This window comes from Capnocytophaga sp. oral taxon 326 str. F0382, from assembly GCF_000318295.1.
In the GTDB taxonomy this organism is placed as follows: domain Bacteria; phylum Bacteroidota; class Bacteroidia; order Flavobacteriales; family Flavobacteriaceae; genus Capnocytophaga; species Capnocytophaga periodontitidis.
This window is the reverse complement of the sequence record NZ_KB291398.1, coordinates 1-19334: the sequence shown is the minus strand read 5'-3', so window position 1 is coordinate 19334 and position 19334 is coordinate 1. Positions and strand designations below refer to the sequence as shown.

Annotated in this window: 12 protein-coding genes; 9 read left to right on the top strand and 3 right to left on the bottom strand. The window is 36.8% G+C overall.

Annotated features, from left to right (window positions below; genetic code table 11):
- Positions 1-81: 81 nt before the first annotated feature.
- Positions 82-1566, bottom strand: coding sequence for a cellulose synthase family protein (locus HMPREF9073_RS06110; RefSeq protein WP_034555524.1), 1485 nt, complete (start codon positions 1564-1566; stop codon positions 82-84).
- A 394-nt stretch (positions 1567-1960) separates the two neighbouring features.
- On the opposite strand from HMPREF9073_RS06110, the gene gyrA reads away from it, so the two are divergent.
- The 8 genes from gyrA to murC all read left to right on the top strand — a co-directional run bounded on the left by gyrA (position 1961) and on the right by murC (position 13540).
- Complete coding sequence (gene gyrA, locus HMPREF9073_RS06105) at positions 1961-4474, top strand: DNA gyrase subunit A (protein WP_009413113.1); 2514 nt, start codon at positions 1961-1963, stop codon at positions 4472-4474.
- A gap of 106 nt (positions 4475-4580) precedes the next feature.
- The gene (locus HMPREF9073_RS06100) at positions 4581-6920 is read left to right on the top strand and encodes a hypothetical protein (RefSeq protein ID WP_009413112.1); all 2340 of its coding nucleotides are present in this window, start codon (positions 4581-4583) and stop codon (positions 6918-6920) included.
- 15 nt (positions 6921-6935) lie between these two features.
- A complete protein-coding gene (locus HMPREF9073_RS06095) occupies positions 6936-8156 on the top strand; it encodes an alpha/beta hydrolase (protein ID WP_009413111.1) in 1221 nt (406 codons plus the stop codon).
- Positions 8157-8286: 130 nt separating this feature from the next.
- Positions 8287-9003 carry a copper homeostasis protein CutC gene (locus tag HMPREF9073_RS06090; protein WP_009413110.1) on the top strand — a complete coding sequence of 239 codons (717 nt, stop codon included), beginning with the start codon at positions 8287-8289 and terminating at the stop codon, positions 9001-9003.
- Between the two features lie 44 nt (positions 9004-9047).
- Positions 9048-10259: a metallophosphoesterase gene (locus HMPREF9073_RS06085; protein WP_034555536.1), complete on the top strand. Its 1212-nt coding sequence runs from the start codon at positions 9048-9050 to the stop codon at positions 10257-10259.
- A gap of 9 nt (positions 10260-10268) precedes the next feature.
- Positions 10269-11348, top strand: a complete 1080-nt coding sequence (gene murG / locus HMPREF9073_RS06080) for an undecaprenyldiphospho-muramoylpentapeptide beta-N-acetylglucosaminyltransferase (RefSeq protein WP_009413108.1) — start codon at positions 10269-10271, stop codon at positions 11346-11348.
- Between the two features lie 3 nt (positions 11349-11351).
- Entirely contained in the window at positions 11352-12197 is an 846-nt protein-coding gene (locus HMPREF9073_RS06075) for a hypothetical protein (RefSeq protein ID WP_009413107.1), read from the top strand.
- Positions 12194-13540: a UDP-N-acetylmuramate--L-alanine ligase gene (murC, locus tag HMPREF9073_RS06070; protein ID WP_009413106.1), complete on the top strand. Its 1347-nt coding sequence runs from the start codon at positions 12194-12196 to the stop codon at positions 13538-13540. The genes HMPREF9073_RS06075 and murC overlap by 4 nt, the downstream gene beginning before the upstream one ends.
- Positions 13541-13598: 58 nt before the next feature.
- On the opposite strand, the gene HMPREF9073_RS06065 is transcribed toward murC, so the two are convergent.
- Positions 13599-16526 (bottom strand): pitrilysin family protein, encoded by a 2928-nt coding sequence (locus HMPREF9073_RS06065; RefSeq protein ID WP_009413105.1) that lies wholly within the window; start codon positions 16524-16526, stop codon positions 13599-13601.
- 96 nt (positions 16527-16622) lie between these two features.
- Positions 16623-18020 (bottom strand): class II fumarate hydratase, encoded by a 1398-nt coding sequence (fumC, locus tag HMPREF9073_RS06060; RefSeq protein WP_009413104.1) that lies wholly within the window; start codon positions 18018-18020, stop codon positions 16623-16625.
- A gap of 173 nt (positions 18021-18193) precedes the next feature.
- Between fumC and prfA the strand changes: the two genes are divergently transcribed.
- On the top strand, positions 18194-19267 hold the full coding sequence (gene prfA, locus HMPREF9073_RS06055) for a peptide chain release factor 1 (protein ID WP_009413103.1): 1074 nt from the start codon (positions 18194-18196) through the stop codon (positions 19265-19267).
- Positions 19268-19334 lie beyond the last annotated feature (67 nt).

The following is a 19334-nucleotide window of genomic DNA, read 5'->3' as shown; positions in this document are numbered from 1 at the left end:
AAAGGGTTGCCTATGATTCAAGACAACCCTTTATTTTATACATTCCATTCATTTGCTAATTTACAAATATACTAATACTAATTAAGCTTTTGAGGTAAGCGATTTGAAAAATACAAATCCAAAACCTAAAGTAAGCATACAGTGGAATGGAAACATCCCAAAATCATTGAGACGAACAGCACTATATAATCCAAAAGCAAAGTACAACATTAGTAAAAACTCTACTATCATATTAGGTGATAGTTTAGTGTTGATATATTTATTGTTTTTCCAGCTATCACTTAGCGAACTGATGTTGAACTTAGGGGTACGTACAAACTCGCTGCGTTTGCCACTATGTCCTTCAAGTACAGCAATAGTATTGTGGAAAGAAAATCCTAAAGCCACTGAGAAGAATGTAAAGAATAGCTTTACATAGTTCAAAAAGTCATCAAAAGTCTTCCCTTGTAAGTTCTTATAAGTAAACCAATAGCAGATAAACAAAATAATAGTACTTGTTATAAAGAAACTAGTGAAGTGAAATATCCATCCTAAATGACCGTATTGATTTTTGAGGTATAACATTGGGATACTGAAAATGGCAGTGATAAACACCCATAAAAACATTGAGCTGTTCAAGAGGTGCATTACTCCGTGAAATTTAGTTTTCCATCCAATATTTTTAGCAGCGAGTAAACGACCTACACTTTTGCGGAAGTTTTCAGCTCCTCCTTTGTTCCAACGGAATTGTTGTGAGCGCGCTGCCGAAATAACTACAGGAAGTTCTGCAGGAGTTTCTACATCTTCCAAATATTTAAACTTCCAATTTTTTAACTGAGCGCGATAGCTAAGGTCTAGGTCTTCGGTAAGTGTATCGCCTTCCCAATTGCCTGCATCGTATATACAAGCTTTGCGCCAAATACCTGCAGTACCATTGAAATTGATAAAATAGCCTTTAGAGTTACGCCCTACTTGTTCAAGAGTGAAGTGAACATCAAGAGCAAGGGCTTGTATTTTAGTAAGGATAGAGTAATTACGATTGATATGTCCCCAACGGGTTTGTACTACCCCTATTTCAGGGTCTTTGAAGTATATTACAGTACGTTTAAGCCAGTCAGGTTGTGGTAAAAAGTCAGCATCAAAGATAGCTATAAAATCACCTTTAGCGATAGCTAACCCTTCTTTTAGGGCTCCTGCTTTGAAACCTTGACGATTTTCACGTCGTATATGCTGAATATCTAACCCTGTAGCTTGTAAATTTCTAATAATTTCAGCGGTTTCAGCTACCGATTCGTCAGTAGAGTCATCAAGCACTTGTATTTCAAGTTTGGTGCGCGGATACTCAAGTTTAGCAATGTTTTCAAGTAAACGAGGTACTACATACTTTTCATTGTAAAGTGGTAGTTGGATGGTTACGTAGGGTATCTCTTTTGGGTCAAGAAGGTTGAACTTAGGAGACTCGTCATTTTGTTTGCGGTGTTTTAAATAGTTCAGCAGCAAACTAAGCATTGAAAGACTATATAAAAAAATGCCTATCAAAGCTGTACAATAGATAATAATAATTGTGTAATTAATAAATGTTGCCATAAATTATTGTTTTATGTTCTTTTATTTTGCAAAAGTACGCGTTTTTTTGAATACGCCAAGAAAAAAAAGAATTATTTTTTAGAAAACGTTTTTAATTAACTGATTTTTAAAGTGTAAAAAAATAACCACTCTTGTAAATCAGGCTATTATCTATTTCAAAACAGAACCTCATTTTTCTTTGTATATTCTGCAGAAATAGCCATTTAACTTCCATCCAATTTGCCAAAATATTTTAGCTAATTGCTAATAGACAATTATCAATTACATATTGAATATCAAAAACTTAAAAAAAATAGAAAAAAAACATCAACTTTTTTTATTGCTATCTCAAAAAAACTTTGTATCTTAGCCCGCTAATTGTAATAAAAACCTTACTTTTATATAGTAAATAATTATGACAGAAGGAGAAAAATTGATTCCTGTTGATATCAGCGAAGAGATGAAATCTGCTTACATCGATTATTCGATGTCAGTAATCGTTTCGCGCGCACTACCCGATGTTCGTGATGGGTTGAAACCTGTTCACCGTCGCGTGCTCTATGGTATGTTCGATATGGGCGTACTCAGCAATCGTCCCTATAAAAAATCAGCTGCCATTGTTGGGGAAGTACTAGGTAAATACCACCCTCACGGCGATACCGCTGTGTATGATACTATGGTGCGTATGGCTCAGTACTGGAGTTTGCGCTATATGCTCGTTGATGGGCAAGGTAACTTTGGTTCTATGGGAGGTGACCCACCTGCCGCAATGCGTTATACCGAAGCCCGTATGCGCAAATTCTCAGAAGATATGCTTATTGATATCGATAAAGAGACTGTTGACCACCAACTTACTTATGATGATTCTCGTGAAGAACCTATCGTACTCCCTACCCGCATTCCTAATTTATTAGTGAATGGTTCTGCGGGTATCGCTGTGGGTATGGCTACTAATATGGCTCCTCATAACCTTAGTGAAGTAATTGATGGTACCATCGCTTATATTGATAATAATGATATTGAAATAGATGAACTTATCAAATATATCAAAGCTCCTGATTTCCCTACAGGTGGTATTATCTATGGTTATGAAGGAGTAAAAGAGGCTTTTAAAACAGGACGTGGTCGTGTGATTGTACGTGCTAAAGCTGAATTTCAAGAGGTAAGAGGCAAAGAATGTATAGTCGTTACCGAAGTACCTTATCAAGTAGATACATCTATCTTACTGAAAAAAACCTCCGATTTAGTAAAAGAAGGTAAGTTAGAGGGTATTACTGATGTACGCGATGAATCAGCTCGTGGTAAGATTCGTATTGTTTATATCCTAAAGCGTGATGCTGTACCTAATGTAGTACTAAACAACTTGTTTAAACATACTGAATTACAAACTTCCTTTAGTGTGAATAACATTGCTTTGGTAAATGGTCGCCCTCAGCTATTAAACCTTAAAGAGCTTATTTATCACTTTGTAGAACATCGTCACGATGTGGTATATCGTCGCACTGATTACGAGTTGCGTAAAGCTAAAGAACGTATCCATATCTTGGAAGGTTTTATGAAAGTGATGGCTACCGAAGATACAATGGGTAAAGCTATTGAAATCATCCGTTTTCACGATAAACCTAAAGAAGATTTGATAGCTGAATTTGATCTTACAGATATTCAAGCCGAAGCTATCTTAGCCTTAGCTCTACGCCGTATCAACAAAGCGTTAATATTGCAAACTAAAGAAGAATACGAACAAAAGTTAGCCGAAATACGTGATTTAGAAGATATCTTAGCTCGTAAAGAACGTCGAACTGAAATTATCAAAGAAGAACTTCTTGAAATAAAAGAAAAATACGGCGATGCACGTCGCTCTACTATTGAGTATGCAGGAGGCGAGTTTAGTGTAGAAGATATGATCCCCGATGATAAAATGGTCATTACCATTTCTCACGCAGGTTATATCAAACGTACTTCCCTCAGTGAGTATAAAACACAAAGTAGGGGAGGGGTAGGTCAAAAAGCCTCTACCACTCGCGACCAAGATTTCTTAGAACACCTATTTGTAAGCTCTAATCACCAATATCTATTGTTCTTTACCCAGAAAGGTAAATGTTTCTGGATGCGCGTCTACGAAATTCCTGAAGGTAGCAAAACTGCCAAAGGTCGTGCTGTACAAAATCTTATCAATATAGAACAAGACGACAAAATTAAAGCCTTTGTGAGCGTTCAAAATCTCAAAGATGAAGAGTATATCAATAACAACTACCTCATTATGGCTACCAAACAAGGTACTGTAAAGAAAACCTTGCTCAAAGAATACTCCCGCCCACGTCAGAATGGTATCAATGCCATTACTATTAAAGAAGGCGACGAGCTTATCGAAGCTAAACTTACCTCAGGTAGTAGCCAGCTGATGTTAGCAGTGAAATCAGGTCGTGCAATACGTTTTGGAGAAGACAAAGTACGTGCTGTAGGGCGTAATTCTCAGGGAGTACGTGGTATCGACCTCAACATTGAAAACGATGAAGTAGTAGGTATGATAGCTATCGAAAACCCACGTGAAGAAACCGTATTAGTTGTCTCTGAAAACGGTTATGGAAAACGTTCATACATCGATGACCCCGAAACACACGAAGCAGTTTATCGTATTACTAACCGTGGAGGTAAAGGGGTAAAAACTATTTCTATTACTGAGAAAACAGGTCAGTTAGTTGCTATCAAGAGTGTTTTGGAAGGCGAAGACTTAATGATTATCAACAAATCAGGTATTGCAATACGCCTCTCCATCGACACACTGCGAATCTCTGGGCGTGCTACTCAAGGTGTAAAACTCATCAACATCAAAGGTAAAGACTCTATTGCTGCCGTTACCAAAGTAATGAAAGAAGACGATGACGAGACCGATGCTACTGAGGAAGTAACACCTCCTACCGAAGAATAAAAATCTGTGTTCATAATTTAATAAAGAAAGGTCAAACGGAAGTTACTTCATTTCTCTTTAGGTAAGAACTTACTTCCGTGATTACCTTTCTTTTTTATTTTATACTATGGGAAAAACAATCAACATACAAAAAGTTGCTCTTAGGCAAAACGCCCTTTATATCCCTGATACGATGGTCTCACAAAGAGCTATACAGCCAGGTACCTTGGAACTAGTAGCTGCCCTACGCCAACATGGTTTTGGGGTTACTGAAGACCTTTTGCATGCTACCAATGGTACTACCAATGAGTATCGTCAGTCTGTTGTCAAGGTGATAAAAAAGGTACTTCATGTCAATCTCAATTGGGCACCTCTTATCAAAAACTGGGAAGTACCTACAGGCGAGAGTGCGATAGATCATATTATCACAGATTTCTACAATCAGTATCCTGACCTGATAAAATATGATGATGAGTATTCTAGCTATTATTACGATTACTATCAAGACGAAGATGAAAGATATAACGATTCTTACATACCTAAACACGAGCGATTTTTAGCTTGTGGACACTATATTCCTTATGGTACTTTCCCTTTGTGGCGTTATAATGGTTGTCCTTTCTGTGGTACCCCTTTTGAACTTGGAGAAATAGAATATCAAGGACAAGGTAGCAAACTCAAAATCCTTGACCTTTGGCGTGAAGCGGAAGCTGATACCTTTTTCCAAAACCTACTAAGATCCAAAACTGCCTTGGATGCGACTCAGTCCGATTCCTTTAAGTTGCTACTCCCTTACTTTTCAGTAGCTCCTGAGACTCATATTGGTATGAAGGAGACACTTGTCTTGGTAGTAGATAACTATATTGCTCAGGGCAAGGAGGCGGAAGCGGGTGCTTGTTTTAGCTCCCCTACCAATATATTGCGCTATTTGTGGTATAAAAAAACAGGCTTCTTACAGATAATCCCTCCTAAAACAATTGTTGCTAAAAATGCTAAAAACAACCAGCATATAATGCGTCAATTAGATAAGAGTGAGCAAGCTAAAGCTGAAGCAAAACAAGCTCTCAAACTCAAGTACTCTCGTGAGGAATGTGCCCGAGTAGTACGCTGGTTAAATAATTTGTCTCTTTCAGCTGAGAAGGCTTGTGAATTAATGCACCCTAAGCGCGAAATGTGGGTGCGCTTTATTCGTGCCTTGCGTTTAGCCGAGTATAGCAAGAAAAAAGGCTTTGAAAAGCTTGCTACACTATTAGATATTTTTTATCATCAGAAATACGAAGTGTGGCAAGGCAAGGTTCAACAGGCTTACCTAAATGTAGATACTGATACTGTTTTAGAATATCTAAAAGAACGCCCTTCCCAGTTTGCACGTTCGCTATTCGCTACTATGTTATGGGTGGGTGCAGATGATACGATTATCGCCTTCAAAGAAGTAATAGACCAAGTACCCATGCGTTTGCTCTTTACCCTTAATAATTATGCTGATCTTTACTTTACACCAGAGGGTACACGCCCTATAAAAATCATCACAGGCGATTATATAAATGCTCCTAAAAATCAATGGGTAAATTTAGGTTATAACGAAGAGCAATTAGCCCAGATGAAAACAGCTGTAGAAGACCTATGCTTGTGGACAATACGCCGAAAGTTTGCTAAACAACCCAATCCTCATAAAACGATATTTATAGATAAACAGCTGTATCATATCCCTTTGCCTATAGGTGATAGAGGCAATAATATACACGACTTCAATGCAACCCTAATGGGTACGAAATTTCCCTTAGAAGGCAACGAGATACGCCTCTTTATGCAATGGGGCAAAGACCTTCCTGCCCAACATCTCGATATGGACTTGTCCTGCCATATTATCTTTGACGAAGAATGTAGAATGGAAAATGAGATGTGCTTTTTTGGTAAACTTACCGCTACGGGTTGCCAACACAGTGGTGATATTCGCAGTATTCCTAATAAAGTAGGTACTGCCGAGTATATCAATATCGATGTAAATATCTTGCGCCAAAAGAAAGCTAAGTACGTGACCTTTGTATGCAATGCTTATTCTAATGGGGCACTATCACCTAATTTAGTAGTAGGTTGGATGGATAGTAAGCATAAAATGAAAGTATCTGAGCGTACAGGGGTAGCTTATGACCCTTCTACCGTGATTCATCAGGTGCGTATCGCTCAATCATTACAAAAAGGACTCCTCTTTGGTATCTTAGATGTAGAGGCTAAAGAGATTATCTGGATGGAACTCCCTTTCCAAGGACAGCTTGCTAAAGATCTATCTCTCGATACTGTAAAAGCTCTACTCAATAAATTAAATGCTAAAACTACTATCGGCAACCTGCTAACCCTCAAAGCCGAAGCTCAAGGATTACAGGTAGTAAGCGACAAAACTCTCGCCAATGAAGTGTATGATATACAATGGGCAGAATATGGGAAAGTAAATGAATTGTTTTTATAGTTAAAATAAACAGATATGAAAAAATGCATACTATTCAGTGCTATAACCTTATTTGTTATAGGGTTACAAGCACAAAACAAATTCAAAGTAACGCCTGATGAGGCACGTAATGGTTCGTATACTATTAGCCCTACTTTACCTAAGGACGGAATGGTAAAAGCAGGCACGGTTCTTACACTCAAAGCAACCCCTGCCACTGGCTATATTTTTGATAGTGGCTATTACTCCTTACCAGAACAGTGGGGGGCTATGTTTTATGAACAATCTACACCTGAGTTCAAAGTGAAAGTAGACAAAGATATGAATGTAGGAGCTTGTTTTGTACCTAAAAAAGCGGAAGCTAATCTGAAAGTAGTGCAAGATATTGTTTATGCTAAACCGGGAGTAAAACCGCTGAAATACGATGTATATAGTCCTAAAGGTAAGCAAAACCTACCTTGTGTTGTAATTATCCACGGAGGTGGATGGAGCTCCAATACTGAATCGGTGATGAGAGGTTTGGCACGCGAACTAGCAAACAGTGGCAGATATGTGGTTTTCAACATTGATTATCGCTGGATAGACAAACTAGACGGAGATAGTACTCCTACTCAATTGCACCAAATTATAGAAGATGTGTATGGAGCTTTGTTACACATTGCTGAAAACGCTGCTAAATATGGAGGCGATAGCAGTAAGTTATTCCTTACAGGTGATAGTGCGGGAGGACATCTATCTGCCTCAGCAGCTAACTTTGTAGAACGTATAGGTGATAAAGGCTTTGGTAAAATACAAGGTATGTATGAGTTTATGCCTACCTATATGCCTAAAGGGAAAACAGTAACTCAAGTGCGTGATGAGTTAACTAATGCTATCAAAGCTGTTGCCCCTAGTTATGGAGTTTTTCGTCCAGAAACTCTTGCTTTTATGTTTAAGAACTATCCTTTTTTGAACGAAATAGCTCCTATCAATAATATTCCCGAGGCTTCTAAAAGAGCTGTACCCCAATTGTTGTTTAGAGGTTCAGAAGATGGACTTATAAAAGATGAAGAGGTCAAAACTTACGAACGCGCCCTTTCCAAATCCGGTCAGAGGGTGGAGTATATACAAGTAGGAGGTGCCAATCACGCTTTCTTCGATTGGAAACCTGATACTAAAACACAAGCAACTTTCAACAAATACGGCAAATACCACGCTCACGAAATGTTGTTGTTTTTTGATTCAGTATTAGAAGATCTTAACAAAACTAACAACTAAAGAAACATCTTCAAATATAAATATCCGAGGAAGTATAATACTTTTCTCGGATATTTTTATATTAATTACTCATTCTTCATTGCTAATTATCAATTGTTTTGTACATTTGCGCTCTAAATTAACAAAGACTATGATTTATGAAATATGTGCCAGCTCTTTTGAGTCGGCTAAAAATGCTGAAATAGCAGGTGCTACCCGTATAGAGTTGTGTAGCGAATTAGGTGTAGGAGGGGTAACCCCCAGCTATGGATTAATTAAAAAAGTAATGGATGAACTCTCTATCGGTAACTGTGTACTGATACGTCCTCGTAGTGGTAATTTTACTTATACCGATGAGGAGTTTGATGTGATGTTACGCGACATCAATCTCTGTCGTGAATTAGGTTGCCAAGGAGTAGTAACAGGAGTGTTACATCGCGATAACACAATTGATGAAGAACGTACTGCGCGCCTCAAAGAAGCTGCAGGTACTATGGAATTTATCTATCACCGTGCTTTTGATTGTGCCCCCGATCCCATTGCTGCAATTAAAACCCTAAAACGCTTGGGAGTTGAACGTATTCTTACCTCAGGGGGTAAAAAATCAGCTATCGAAGGATTAGAGCTACTTAAAGAACTCAACCGCATAGCTGCAGGTCAACCCACAATTATGCCTGGGGGTGGTATCAATCCACAGAGCATTATACAGATAAAAGCTGCTGGTTTTACCCAAGTGCACTTTTCAGGTACAGTTTTTGAGGATTTGGGTACATCTTTGCCTTTCTCATTTAAAACAGAGGCGTTTTTAGACGAAACAAAACGCCCTATTTCTAATGTTGAAAACATCAAAAAAATTATGAATAATTAGCCAGTTTGTTGTCAATTAGCAAATTGGTAAATTGACAAATGAATATGGTTTATATAATTCTTATTGGTATTTTTATCATTTATTTTCTACTAACATTTTATGCAAGTAGAAGTTTAAAAACTCTCAAAGTTCCCCGTTGGGTAGAATGGCTATTTTGGCTCATCACAATAGGAGTGGTAATTCACTTGTTGTACCATTGGTTCTGTAGAGGAAAAGTTGTATGGAGTGCCCCTCAACAATATGCTGTTGCAGGGCTACTTACGTGGCTTATTATCTGTTTGTTTGTAACTCTTCCTTTGTTATTAGAAGATATTACACGACTTATAAAAGCTATATTTCGCAAACCTACTAATGCACCACGTATTCCTTCTCGTCGTAAGTTTGTAAGTACTTTAGGTTGGGGATTGGCAGCTATTCCTTTTGCTTCTATCCTCTATAGTATTTTCAAAGGAAAATATAACTATAAAGTTTGGAAATACACATTGTATTTCGATAATCTCCCTAAAGCATTTGATGGCTATCGCATTACTCAAATATCCGATATTCATTGTGGTAGCTTTGATAAATATGAGAAAATACGCTATGGAGTAGATCTTATCAACTCACAAAAAAGCGATGTAATCCTTTTTACAGGTGATTTGGTAAATAATTTGGCAAATGAGGTACACAATTGGAAATCACTTTTTGCTACTCTCCAAGCACCTGATGGAGTATTTTCTATTATGGGTAACCACGACTATGGTGATTATTCCTCTTGGGAAACTCCTGAAGCTAAACAACAAAATTTAGAGCATTTATTTCAATTACAAAAACAAATGGGATGGCAACTATTGCTTAACGAACATTGTTATTTAGAACGTAATGGCGAAAAAATAGCTTTAATAGGGGTAGAAAACTGGGGACACGGTCGATTTTCTAAATATGGCGATTTGAATAAGGCTATGGAAGGTGTAAATACCGAAGATTTTAAAATATTAATGAGTCACGACCCAACTCATTGGCAAGAGATTGTGTTACCTGAAAATAAAGATATTCAACTTACTCTCAGTGGTCATACACACGGGATGCAATGTGGTATTGAAATACCTGGGTGGCTAAAATGGAGTCCCTCACAATATATTTACAAATATTGGGGAGGAATGTATGAAGAGGGTGGTAAATACCTCAATGTAAATAGAGGTTTTGGTTATCACGCTTTCCCTGGTCGTTTAGGGGTATGGCCTGAAATCACAGTTATTGAACTAAAAACTAAATAACTAAATTCTATGAAAAAATTTATTATCTCAGGAGGTGGTACTGGCGGACATATATTCCCTGCCATCGCTATTGCCGATGAAATAAAAAAACGTTTACCTGAAGCCGAAATACTTTTTGTAGGGGCCAAAGATCGTATGGAAATGCAAAAAGTACCTCAAGCCGGTTATCCTATTGAAGGTTTGTGGATTTCAGGAATTCAACGTAAACTCACTTGGCAAAATTTGATTTTTCCACTAAAGTTTATCCATAGTCTATGGAAATCCCGACAAATCATTAAGCGTTTTAAACCTGATGCTGTCATAGGTACAGGGGGGTTTGCCAGTGGAGCTGTAGTAAAAGTAGCAGGACAAATGGGAATCCCTACTTTTATTCAAGAACAAAATTCCTATGCAGGCATTACCAATAAGATGCTTGCTAAAAAGGCAAAGAAAATATGTGTTGCTTATGATGGTATGGAAGTTTTCTTTCCAAAGGAGAAAATCGTAAAAACGGGTAACCCTATTCGTGGAGGCTTATTAAATATAGACCAACATCGCGAAGAAGGTTTATTGTATTTCCAACTTAATCCTCATCAAAAAACACTTTTGATATTAGGAGGAAGTTTAGGAGCACGACGCATCAATCAGTTAGTGGAAGCTCAATTACCTTTATTTGAAAAATTAGGGGTGCAAGTGCTATGGCAATGTGGCAAACTTTACTATGAAGAATACAAAAAGTATAATAGTTCACAAGTACACGTTTTAGCTTTTATTGATCGTATAGAACAAGCTTATGCCGTTGCCGATGTAATTATTTCGCGAGCAGGTGCAAGTTCTGTAAGTGAATTATGTGTAGTAGGCAAACCTGTTATATTCATCCCTTCACCTAATGTAGCCGAAGATCATCAAACTAAAAATGCACGTGCTATAGCTGATAAACAAGCTGCTATTTTAATAAAGGAAAATGAATTAGATAGTAAATTTGCAGATACTTTTAGCAGCTTGATAACTGATGAAACTCAACAACAAAATCTTTCGTCTCATATTAAAGCACTAGCTCAACCCAATGCAACTAAAGAAATTGTAGATTTAATAATAAATAACAGATAACAGATGACTAAAATTTTAACATTTATAGCTCTATTAGGAGGAGGAGTGCTTTCTATAGCACAAACCACCTTAAAACCCTCTGTATTTATAGATACTAAAAGTGATGATTTCAAAAAAGGTATCGTAGAAATCAAAGAATATACAAACTATGAAATATATCAACAATTACAATGCAATCTCAAATCAGGTAACTCAGCTGCTATCAATGCTGATATGATACGTCAGGCATTTATCACAAGAAAGATAGCTTTACAAAAAGGTACTTACATCATTGATAACAACGAACAACGTTTCGAGTTTGAAATAGGTAATAGTGGTCAATTAGTAGGTGAAGGTAAATTTGTAAATAAAAAACGTAACATTCCTTCCACTTATATTTTTAATAATGGAAAACTTGCTGAAATTCATATTTTTACTCCTGAAGGAAGATTACGCAAAAAAAATATCTTCAAAGGTAATACTATAGAAGGATTGGTGTATGACCATGCTGGAAATATTGCTCAAAAAATAGAAATATACACTAATTTAAAAGAAGGCGCTGACCAAATAGTAACTAATTATCACAAGAATGGCAACCCCAGTAAAGAAGTAAATACTATTAAAAATACTACCAAAGAGTATTATCAAAATGGCAAACTCAAACTCGAACAAATAAATAGTAAAACTACTACCAAATATGACCCTGAAGGAAAAATAACTGAAAAATGGTATGTTACTGAAAAAGGTAACTGCAAAGAGTTATATGAAAAAGGGGTAATTTCTCAAAAAATATGTGAAGACCGCAGTATAAAAGAAACCACTGTGAGCACTTATAAAAATGGTAAATTATTAGAAACAAAGAAATTATGAATTTACAACCAATAACAAACGTTTATTTTATAGGTATCGGAGGCATAGGAATGTCTGCCCTTGCACGTTATTTCAATGCCAATGGCAAAGTAGTAGCTGGTTATGACCGTACCTCTACTGATATTACTGAAATGCTTGAAAAAGAGGGTATAAAAGTACATTTTACTGATGAGGTAGAAGCTATACCAGCTTCATTCAAAAATACTACAACTACTCTGGTGGTTTATACTCCTGCTATTCCTAAAGATCATAAGGAACTGACATTTTTTCAAGAAAATGGCTACCAAGTAGTAAAACGATCAGAAGTGTTAGGCTTCATTACTAAAAACTCCTTTTGTTTAGCTGTTGCAGGTACTCACGGTAAAACTACAACATCGAGTATTTTAGCCCATATTATGGTAGAAAGTGGAGCTTCGGTAAGTGCTTTTTTAGGAGGTATAGCCGAAAATTTCAATAGTAATTTGGTGCTCAAAGGTAGTGAATATACAGTAGTTGAAGCCGATGAGTTTGACCGTTCATTTTTACGACTTTCACCTAACATTGCTTGTATTACCTCTATGGACGCCGATCACCTCGATATTTATGGTGATGAGCAACATCTTATAGAAGGATTTCACGAGTTTGCTGGAAAAATTAAATCTGGAGGCAGTCTCATTGTACGCAACGGACTAAATATAGCTGGTGAAACGTATGGTTTAGATGATAATTCTGATTACAGTTTCCAAAATATTCATATTGTAGAAGGTATTTATCATTTTGATTTCAAATATGCAGGAGGTATTTATAAAGATATTACCTTTATGAAACCAGGGCGACACAACTTACTCAATGCTTTGGCAGCTGTTACTATGGCTGTAAAAGCTGGAATTGCTCCTGAAAAATTGTTACCTCACTTAGCTACTTTTAAAGGGGTAAAACGTCGTTTTTCATATATCATTAAAGAAAAAGACTTTGTTTTCATTGATGATTATGCCCATCACCCTTCCGAAATCAATGCGCTATATCAAGCAGTAGCTGAAATGTATCCTAATACTCCTAAAACTATTGTTTTTCAACCTCACCTTTTCACTCGTACACGTGATTTTATGAATGATTTTGCAAAAAGTCTATCACAATTTGATGAGGTGATACTATTAGATATCTATCCTGCACGTGAATTACCTATAGAGGGGATTACTTCACAAGTTTTATTAGAGAAAATAACTACTTCTAAAAAAACTTTAGTAAGCAAAACTGAACTTATTCCTCTTCTACTCAAGAAACGTCCTCAATTATTATTAGCTGTAGGAGCAGGTGATATAGGAGCTGAAGTAGCTCATATCAAAGAAGCTATGAAAAAGTAAAAACTGAAGAAAATAAAAAAATGAGGCTTATCTTTTTTGATGAGCCTCATTTTTATTTTTAGTATCCGAAGAGTTCTTCTAAAGAGAGTTTTTTGAAATCTCCTATTTTTTGAAGTTCATCTTTTGAAAGTTTCTTTTCAGAAGCTAAAATTACATAAGTATAAGGCTTTTTTGAAAGGTATTTATCGTGGAAAGTTTTTATCTCTTTCATTGTAATACCATCTATATTTTGATATACTTGCTTGCGTATATCATCCTTAAGACCTAATTCTTTTGCGGCTAAATAACTATAAATGATACCATCTTGAGTAATACGCTCAGTTTCTATTTCTTGTTTGATTTGTAGCTTGGCTAATTCGAGATTAGCTGGTAATTCAGGCATTGTATTGAGCAGTTCATTCATAGCCTCTACAGCTTCTTTAAATTTGTCAGCTTGCGAACCTACATAGGCAAGCACATAGTATTTATCAGCTTTTTTTCTTGGTGAAGCATAATAACCATAAGTACTATATGCTAACGCTTTGCTTTCGCGAATGGTTTGGAATACCAAAGACCCCATACCTCCACCAAAATAGTTATTGAATGCACTAATTACAGTACTTTCAGCAGGGTTGAAAGGAACAGTATTGCGCACCCAGCGTGTTTCAGCTTGTACCATTTCATAATCAGTAAAAAGTACTTGGTTTTTAGTCTGTTCTACTTGTTTAAACTCTTTTTTAGGAGCTACTTTAGCGAACTTAGTAGGTACTTTATGTAAAGGTTTTAGTTTAGTTGTAAGTTCTGAAAGTGTAGCAGGTCCATAATAAATAACGGTTTGCTCTACATTATTCAAATTTTTAACTCTATCTACCAATTCCTTTGCACTAATCGTATTAATTTCGGCATTAGAAAGTACATTGTTCACCTTATTTTTAGAACCATAAAGAGCATAATTAGTAAGTGCTTGCATAATAGCTCCACGATTAGCTTTTACATCTACACGTGATTTAGCAACACGAGCTTTAAGTGCTTGTAATACTTGCTCATCTGGTTGAGCATTGAGAACTAAATCTTCATAAAGTTTAACAGCAGCTTCAAAATTCTCTTGTAAACCTTCTATTGATACATAGGTATATTCTTCTTCTGTAGAGATTTGAAAGCTGGATGCTATCTTATAAAATTCTTTTGAAATTTGTTCAGCTGATTTCTTATCAGTTCCTAAAAATTGGATGTATTGGGCTGCCATAGGCATTTTCAAATCATTAGCTGAACCTATTTTGTAGCGGAAACTCAAACGATACAACTCATTATCTTTATTTTGTACATACAATACTTCCGCATTACCTAATTTACCTTTTTGCAAATCTTTACTGTAATTTAAGAATACAGGAGCTACTGGAGTACTTGGCATCTCGTTGATCTTTTTCACAAAAGCTGATTGTTTATCGGCATTAGTTTCAACAGGAGTAATAGCAGGTTTTTCAATTTTTTCTACATTGGTGCGTTGTCCTTTCTCTTTATAAATAGCCACATAGTTATTACCTAAGTATTTATTAGCAAAAGCGACAATATCGGCTTTAGTAAGTTTAGAAAGATTATTTACATAAGCTACTTGGTCTTTCCAGTTGAGATTATCTGTAAAAGCTGCCATCAACATATTAGCGCGATTGCTATAAGATTCAGTTGCTTGAATCGTTTGTTTTTTCAAATTGTTGATAATAGAAGGAATGAGATCATCATCAAAATTACCTTTTTTAAGGTTTTCTATTTGCCCTAACATAAGATCTTTTACTTGTTCTAACGACTGTCCTTGTAAAGGAGCTCCTGATAGATATAGTACTCCATAGTCTATAAGTGTATAAGCAAAGGCACTGGCTTTTAGTAATTTTTGTTTCTTTACAAGATTCAAATCGATAAGCCCTGCATTGCCATTGGTGAGGATTTCACCTACTAAATCAGCTAATAGAGCATCTTTATCTTGGTTACCTGGCAAACGGAATGCTATAGAAACACTTTCAGCATCAGGGCCTACTACTTTCTTGATGATAGGGGCAGTGATAGGTGCTTCTTTCTCAAAAGTATATTGAGGTACAGGTTTAGGTTGCATATAGCTAAAAGCCTTATCAATTTGAGCAATAGCTTTATCAGGATTAAAATCACCTGCCAATATTATTGCCATATTATTAGGTACGTAATAGGTATGGAAGTATTTGCGAATTTCTTTCAGTGAAGGATTTTTCAAATGCTCTACTGTACCAATAGTAGTTTGCAAGCCGTAATTGTGTTTCTTGAATAGCTCAGAGAAGAGAGTTTCAAATACTTCACTATTATCGCTATCCAAAGAGCGGTTTTTTTCTTCATATACGGCTTCTAATTCGGTATGGAAAATACGAAGCACAGGGTTGCGAAAACGTTCAGCTTGTACAGCAATATACTTATTAATAGCATTTGCTGGTACATCATCAGTATAAACAGTTTTCTCAAAAGAAGTAAACGCATTAGTACCTTGTGCACCCATAGCAGTCATCATTTTATCGTACTCATTGGCAATAGCATACTTGCTGGCTACCCCCGATACTGAATCGATTATCTTGTAGATAGCCTTGCGTTTAGCAGGGTCTTTGGTGTGATTGTACTCTTCATAAAGGGCATCAATTTTGTCTAATTGTACCTTTTCTTTATTCCAATCAAGTGAACCGTATTTATCAGTTCCCTTAAAGAGCAAATGCTCTAAATAATGTGCAAGTCCTGTATGAGTAGCAGGATCAGTTTTACTACCAGCCTTCACGGCTACATAACACTGAATGCGGGGTTCTTTATTAGTAGGACTTAGGATTACGGTAAGCCCGTTTTTCAAGGTATAAAACCTTGCATTGGTAGGATCGTGGGTAACATATTTATAAGTGTACCCGCCACTTTGAGCTTCTTTCCACTCGTAGTTTTGAGCAGTAACCCCGAACGATATAGCTATAGTAAACAGCCATAAAAATAGATTTCTTTTCAGCATAAAAATATAGTTTTAAGATGTGTATTAAAAGAAAAGGGTATCTAAAAAGTTGTTTCCAGATACCCTCTATTTGTTACATAAGTTATTACTTATTAATTATTTAAGGCTTCCTACCATATCTTCAGGGCGCACCCATTTATCAAAGTCCTCAGGAGTAACATAACCAAGGCGTACAGCCTCTTCTTTGAGGGTTGTACCATTGCGGTGAGCTGTTTGAGCAATTTCGGCAGCTTTGTAATAACCTATTTTAGTATTAAGAGCTGTGACGAGCATTAACGAGTTGTCTACTAATTCTTTAATACGTTTGTAATTAGGTTCGATACCACTTGCGCAATGTTCTTCAAACGATACACAAACATCACCTAACAACTCAGCTGATTTAAGGAAGTTAGAAGCCATTAATGGTTTAAATACATTCAATTCGTAATGACCTTGAGTACCACCTACTGAAATAGCTACATCGTTACCCATTACTTGTGCTGCTACCATTGTCATCGCTTCACATTGGGTAGGATTCACTTTACCTGGCATAATAGAACTACCTGGTTCGTTAGCAGGGATGAGAATTTCACCAATACCAGAACGAGGACCTGAAGCCATCATACGAATGTCGTTTGCAATCTTGTTTAATGATACAGCCAATTGCTTGAGGGCACCGTGGCTTTCTACAATAGCGTCGTGAGAAGCTAAAGCTTCAAATTTGTTAGGAGCGGTTACAAAAGGTAGACCGGTGAATTTAGCAATATACTCAGCTACTTTCACATCATAACCTTTAGGAGTGTTGAGCCCTGTACCTACAGCAGTTCCACCTAAAGCGAGTTCTGAGAGGTGTGCTAAAGTATTTTTGATAGCGCGAATAGCGTGATCAAGCTGAGCTACATAGCCTGAAAGTTCTTGTCCTAAAGTAAGTGGTGTAGCATCCATAAGGTGGGTACGACCTATCTTTACTACATCTTTAAAGGCTTCAGCTTTAGCGGCAAGGGTATCGCGTAGTTTTTGAACCCCCGGAATAGTTTTTTCAACTACCATTTTGTAGCAAGCAATGTGCATACCTGTAGGGAAAGTATCGTTAGACGATTGTGATTTATTCACATCATCATTAGCCTTTAACACGGGGTCTCCTTCTCCTATTTGTTTGCCAGCTAACACTTGAGCACGATTGGCTATAACCTCATTCACATTCATATTAGATTGAGTACCTGAACCGGTTTGCCAAATTACCAATGGGAATTGGTCATCAAGTTTGCCTTCGAGAATCTCGTCACAAACTTGAGCAATAGCATCGCGTTTTTCGGCTGAAAGTACGCCTAAATCGAAGTTAGCATAGGCAGCAGCTTTTTTAAGATAGGCAAAGCCGCGGATAATTTCAATCGGCATAGAAGCGGGTGCACCGATTTTGAAGTTGTTGCGTGAACGTTCTGTTTGTGCTCCCCAATATTTATCGGCTGGCACCTTCACTTCACCCAAAGTGTCTTTTTCAATTCTATAACTCATTTTGTTTGTATTAGTTAAAATAATCTTCTTTTTAAAAAACGCTACAAAGGTACATTTTATTTTCTAAATATTAAAATTTTTTTAAGAGATTTTTTGTTGTGATAATTCTGTAATTTGCTAATTAGCTAATTAATTGCTATCTTTGCGCCCTCAAAAAGATTATTCAGAATAAAATGCTTGATAAACTAAACATTGTTAAACAACGCTTTGATGAGGTATCGGATTTGATTATCCAACCTGATGTGATTGCCGACCAAAAACGTTACATTCAGCTTAATAAGGAGTATAAAGATCTAAAAGAGTTGATGGATAAACGAGAAGAGTACATCAATGTAACTGGCAATCTTGTTGAAGCTGAAGAAATTATTGCCGATGGTAGTGATGCTGAAATGGTGGAGATGGCTAAGTTACAATTAGAAGAAAGCAAAGAACGCTTGCCTCAATTAGAGGAAGAAATCAAATATATGTTGATTCCTAAAGACCCTGAAGATGCGAAGAATGCTGTAATGGAAATACGTGCTGGCACAGGTGGAGATGAGGCTTCTATCTTTGCTGGCGACCTTTATCGTATGTATACTAAATATTGCCAAAGCAAAGGCTGGAGTACTTCGGTAATGGATTTCAATGAAGGAACTGCAGGGGGCTACAAAGAGATTATTTTTGAAGTTACAGGTGATAATGTATATGGTACTTTAAAGTTTGAAGCAGGAGTACACCGTGTACAGCGCGTTCCTCAAACTGAAACACAAGGGCGTGTACATACTTCAGCTGCTACTGTAATGGTATTACCAGAGGCTGAAGAGTTTGATGTAGAACTCAATATGGCAGATGTAAATATTATTCGTACAACCTCCACAGGCCCTGGCGGACAGTCGGTGAATACTACTTATTCTGCTATTCAACTCCAGCATATTCCTACAGGTATAGAGGTGCGTTGCCAAGATGAAAAATCTCAACACAAAAACCTTGAAAAAGCATTGAAAGTATTACGTTCTCGCCTCTACGAATTAGAACTTGCTAAAAAAATGGAAGCTGATTCTGCTCGCCGTAAGTCAATGGTATCCAGTGGTGACCGTTCAGCTAAAATACGCACTTATAATTATCCTCAAGGTCGCGTAACTGATCATCGTATCGGGCTTACTCTCTATGATTTACAGAATGTTATCAATGGAGATGTTCAACGCCTTATTGATGAATTACAACTTGCTGAAAACGCTGAAAAACTCAAAGAAGGTGATGTGTTTTAAAGAAGTAAGATAACAAAAATAGTGTTACTAAATAAAAAGAGCCTGTCCGAAAAGTTTTAACAGGCTG

What these genes read in the sequence shown, in the direction of transcription:
- HMPREF9073_RS06110 (WP_034555524.1), bottom strand. Translation starts at nt 1,566, where the DNA reads ATGGCAACATTTATTAATTACACAATTATTATTATCTATTGTACAGCT.
- gyrA (WP_009413113.1), top strand. Translation starts at nt 1,961, where the DNA reads ATGACAGAAGGAGAAAAATTGATTCCTGTTGATATCAGCGAAGAGATG.
- HMPREF9073_RS06100 (WP_009413112.1), top strand. Translation starts at nt 4,581, where the DNA reads ATGGGAAAAACAATCAACATACAAAAAGTTGCTCTTAGGCAAAACGCC.
- HMPREF9073_RS06095 (WP_009413111.1), top strand. Translation starts at nt 6,936, where the DNA reads ATGAAAAAATGCATACTATTCAGTGCTATAACCTTATTTGTTATAGGG.
- HMPREF9073_RS06090 (WP_009413110.1), top strand. Translation starts at nt 8,287, where the DNA reads ATGATTTATGAAATATGTGCCAGCTCTTTTGAGTCGGCTAAAAATGCT.
- HMPREF9073_RS06085 (WP_034555536.1), top strand. Translation starts at nt 9,048, where the DNA reads ATGGTTTATATAATTCTTATTGGTATTTTTATCATTTATTTTCTACTA.
- murG (WP_009413108.1), top strand. Translation starts at nt 10,269, where the DNA reads ATGAAAAAATTTATTATCTCAGGAGGTGGTACTGGCGGACATATATTC.
- HMPREF9073_RS06075 (WP_009413107.1), top strand. Translation starts at nt 11,352, where the DNA reads ATGACTAAAATTTTAACATTTATAGCTCTATTAGGAGGAGGAGTGCTT.
- murC (WP_009413106.1), top strand. Translation starts at nt 12,194, where the DNA reads ATGAATTTACAACCAATAACAAACGTTTATTTTATAGGTATCGGAGGC.
- HMPREF9073_RS06065 (WP_009413105.1), bottom strand. Translation starts at nt 16,526, where the DNA reads ATGCTGAAAAGAAATCTATTTTTATGGCTGTTTACTATAGCTATATCG.
- fumC (WP_009413104.1), bottom strand. Translation starts at nt 18,020, where the DNA reads ATGAGTTATAGAATTGAAAAAGACACTTTGGGTGAAGTGAAGGTGCCA.
- prfA (WP_009413103.1), top strand. Translation starts at nt 18,194, where the DNA reads ATGCTTGATAAACTAAACATTGTTAAACAACGCTTTGATGAGGTATCG.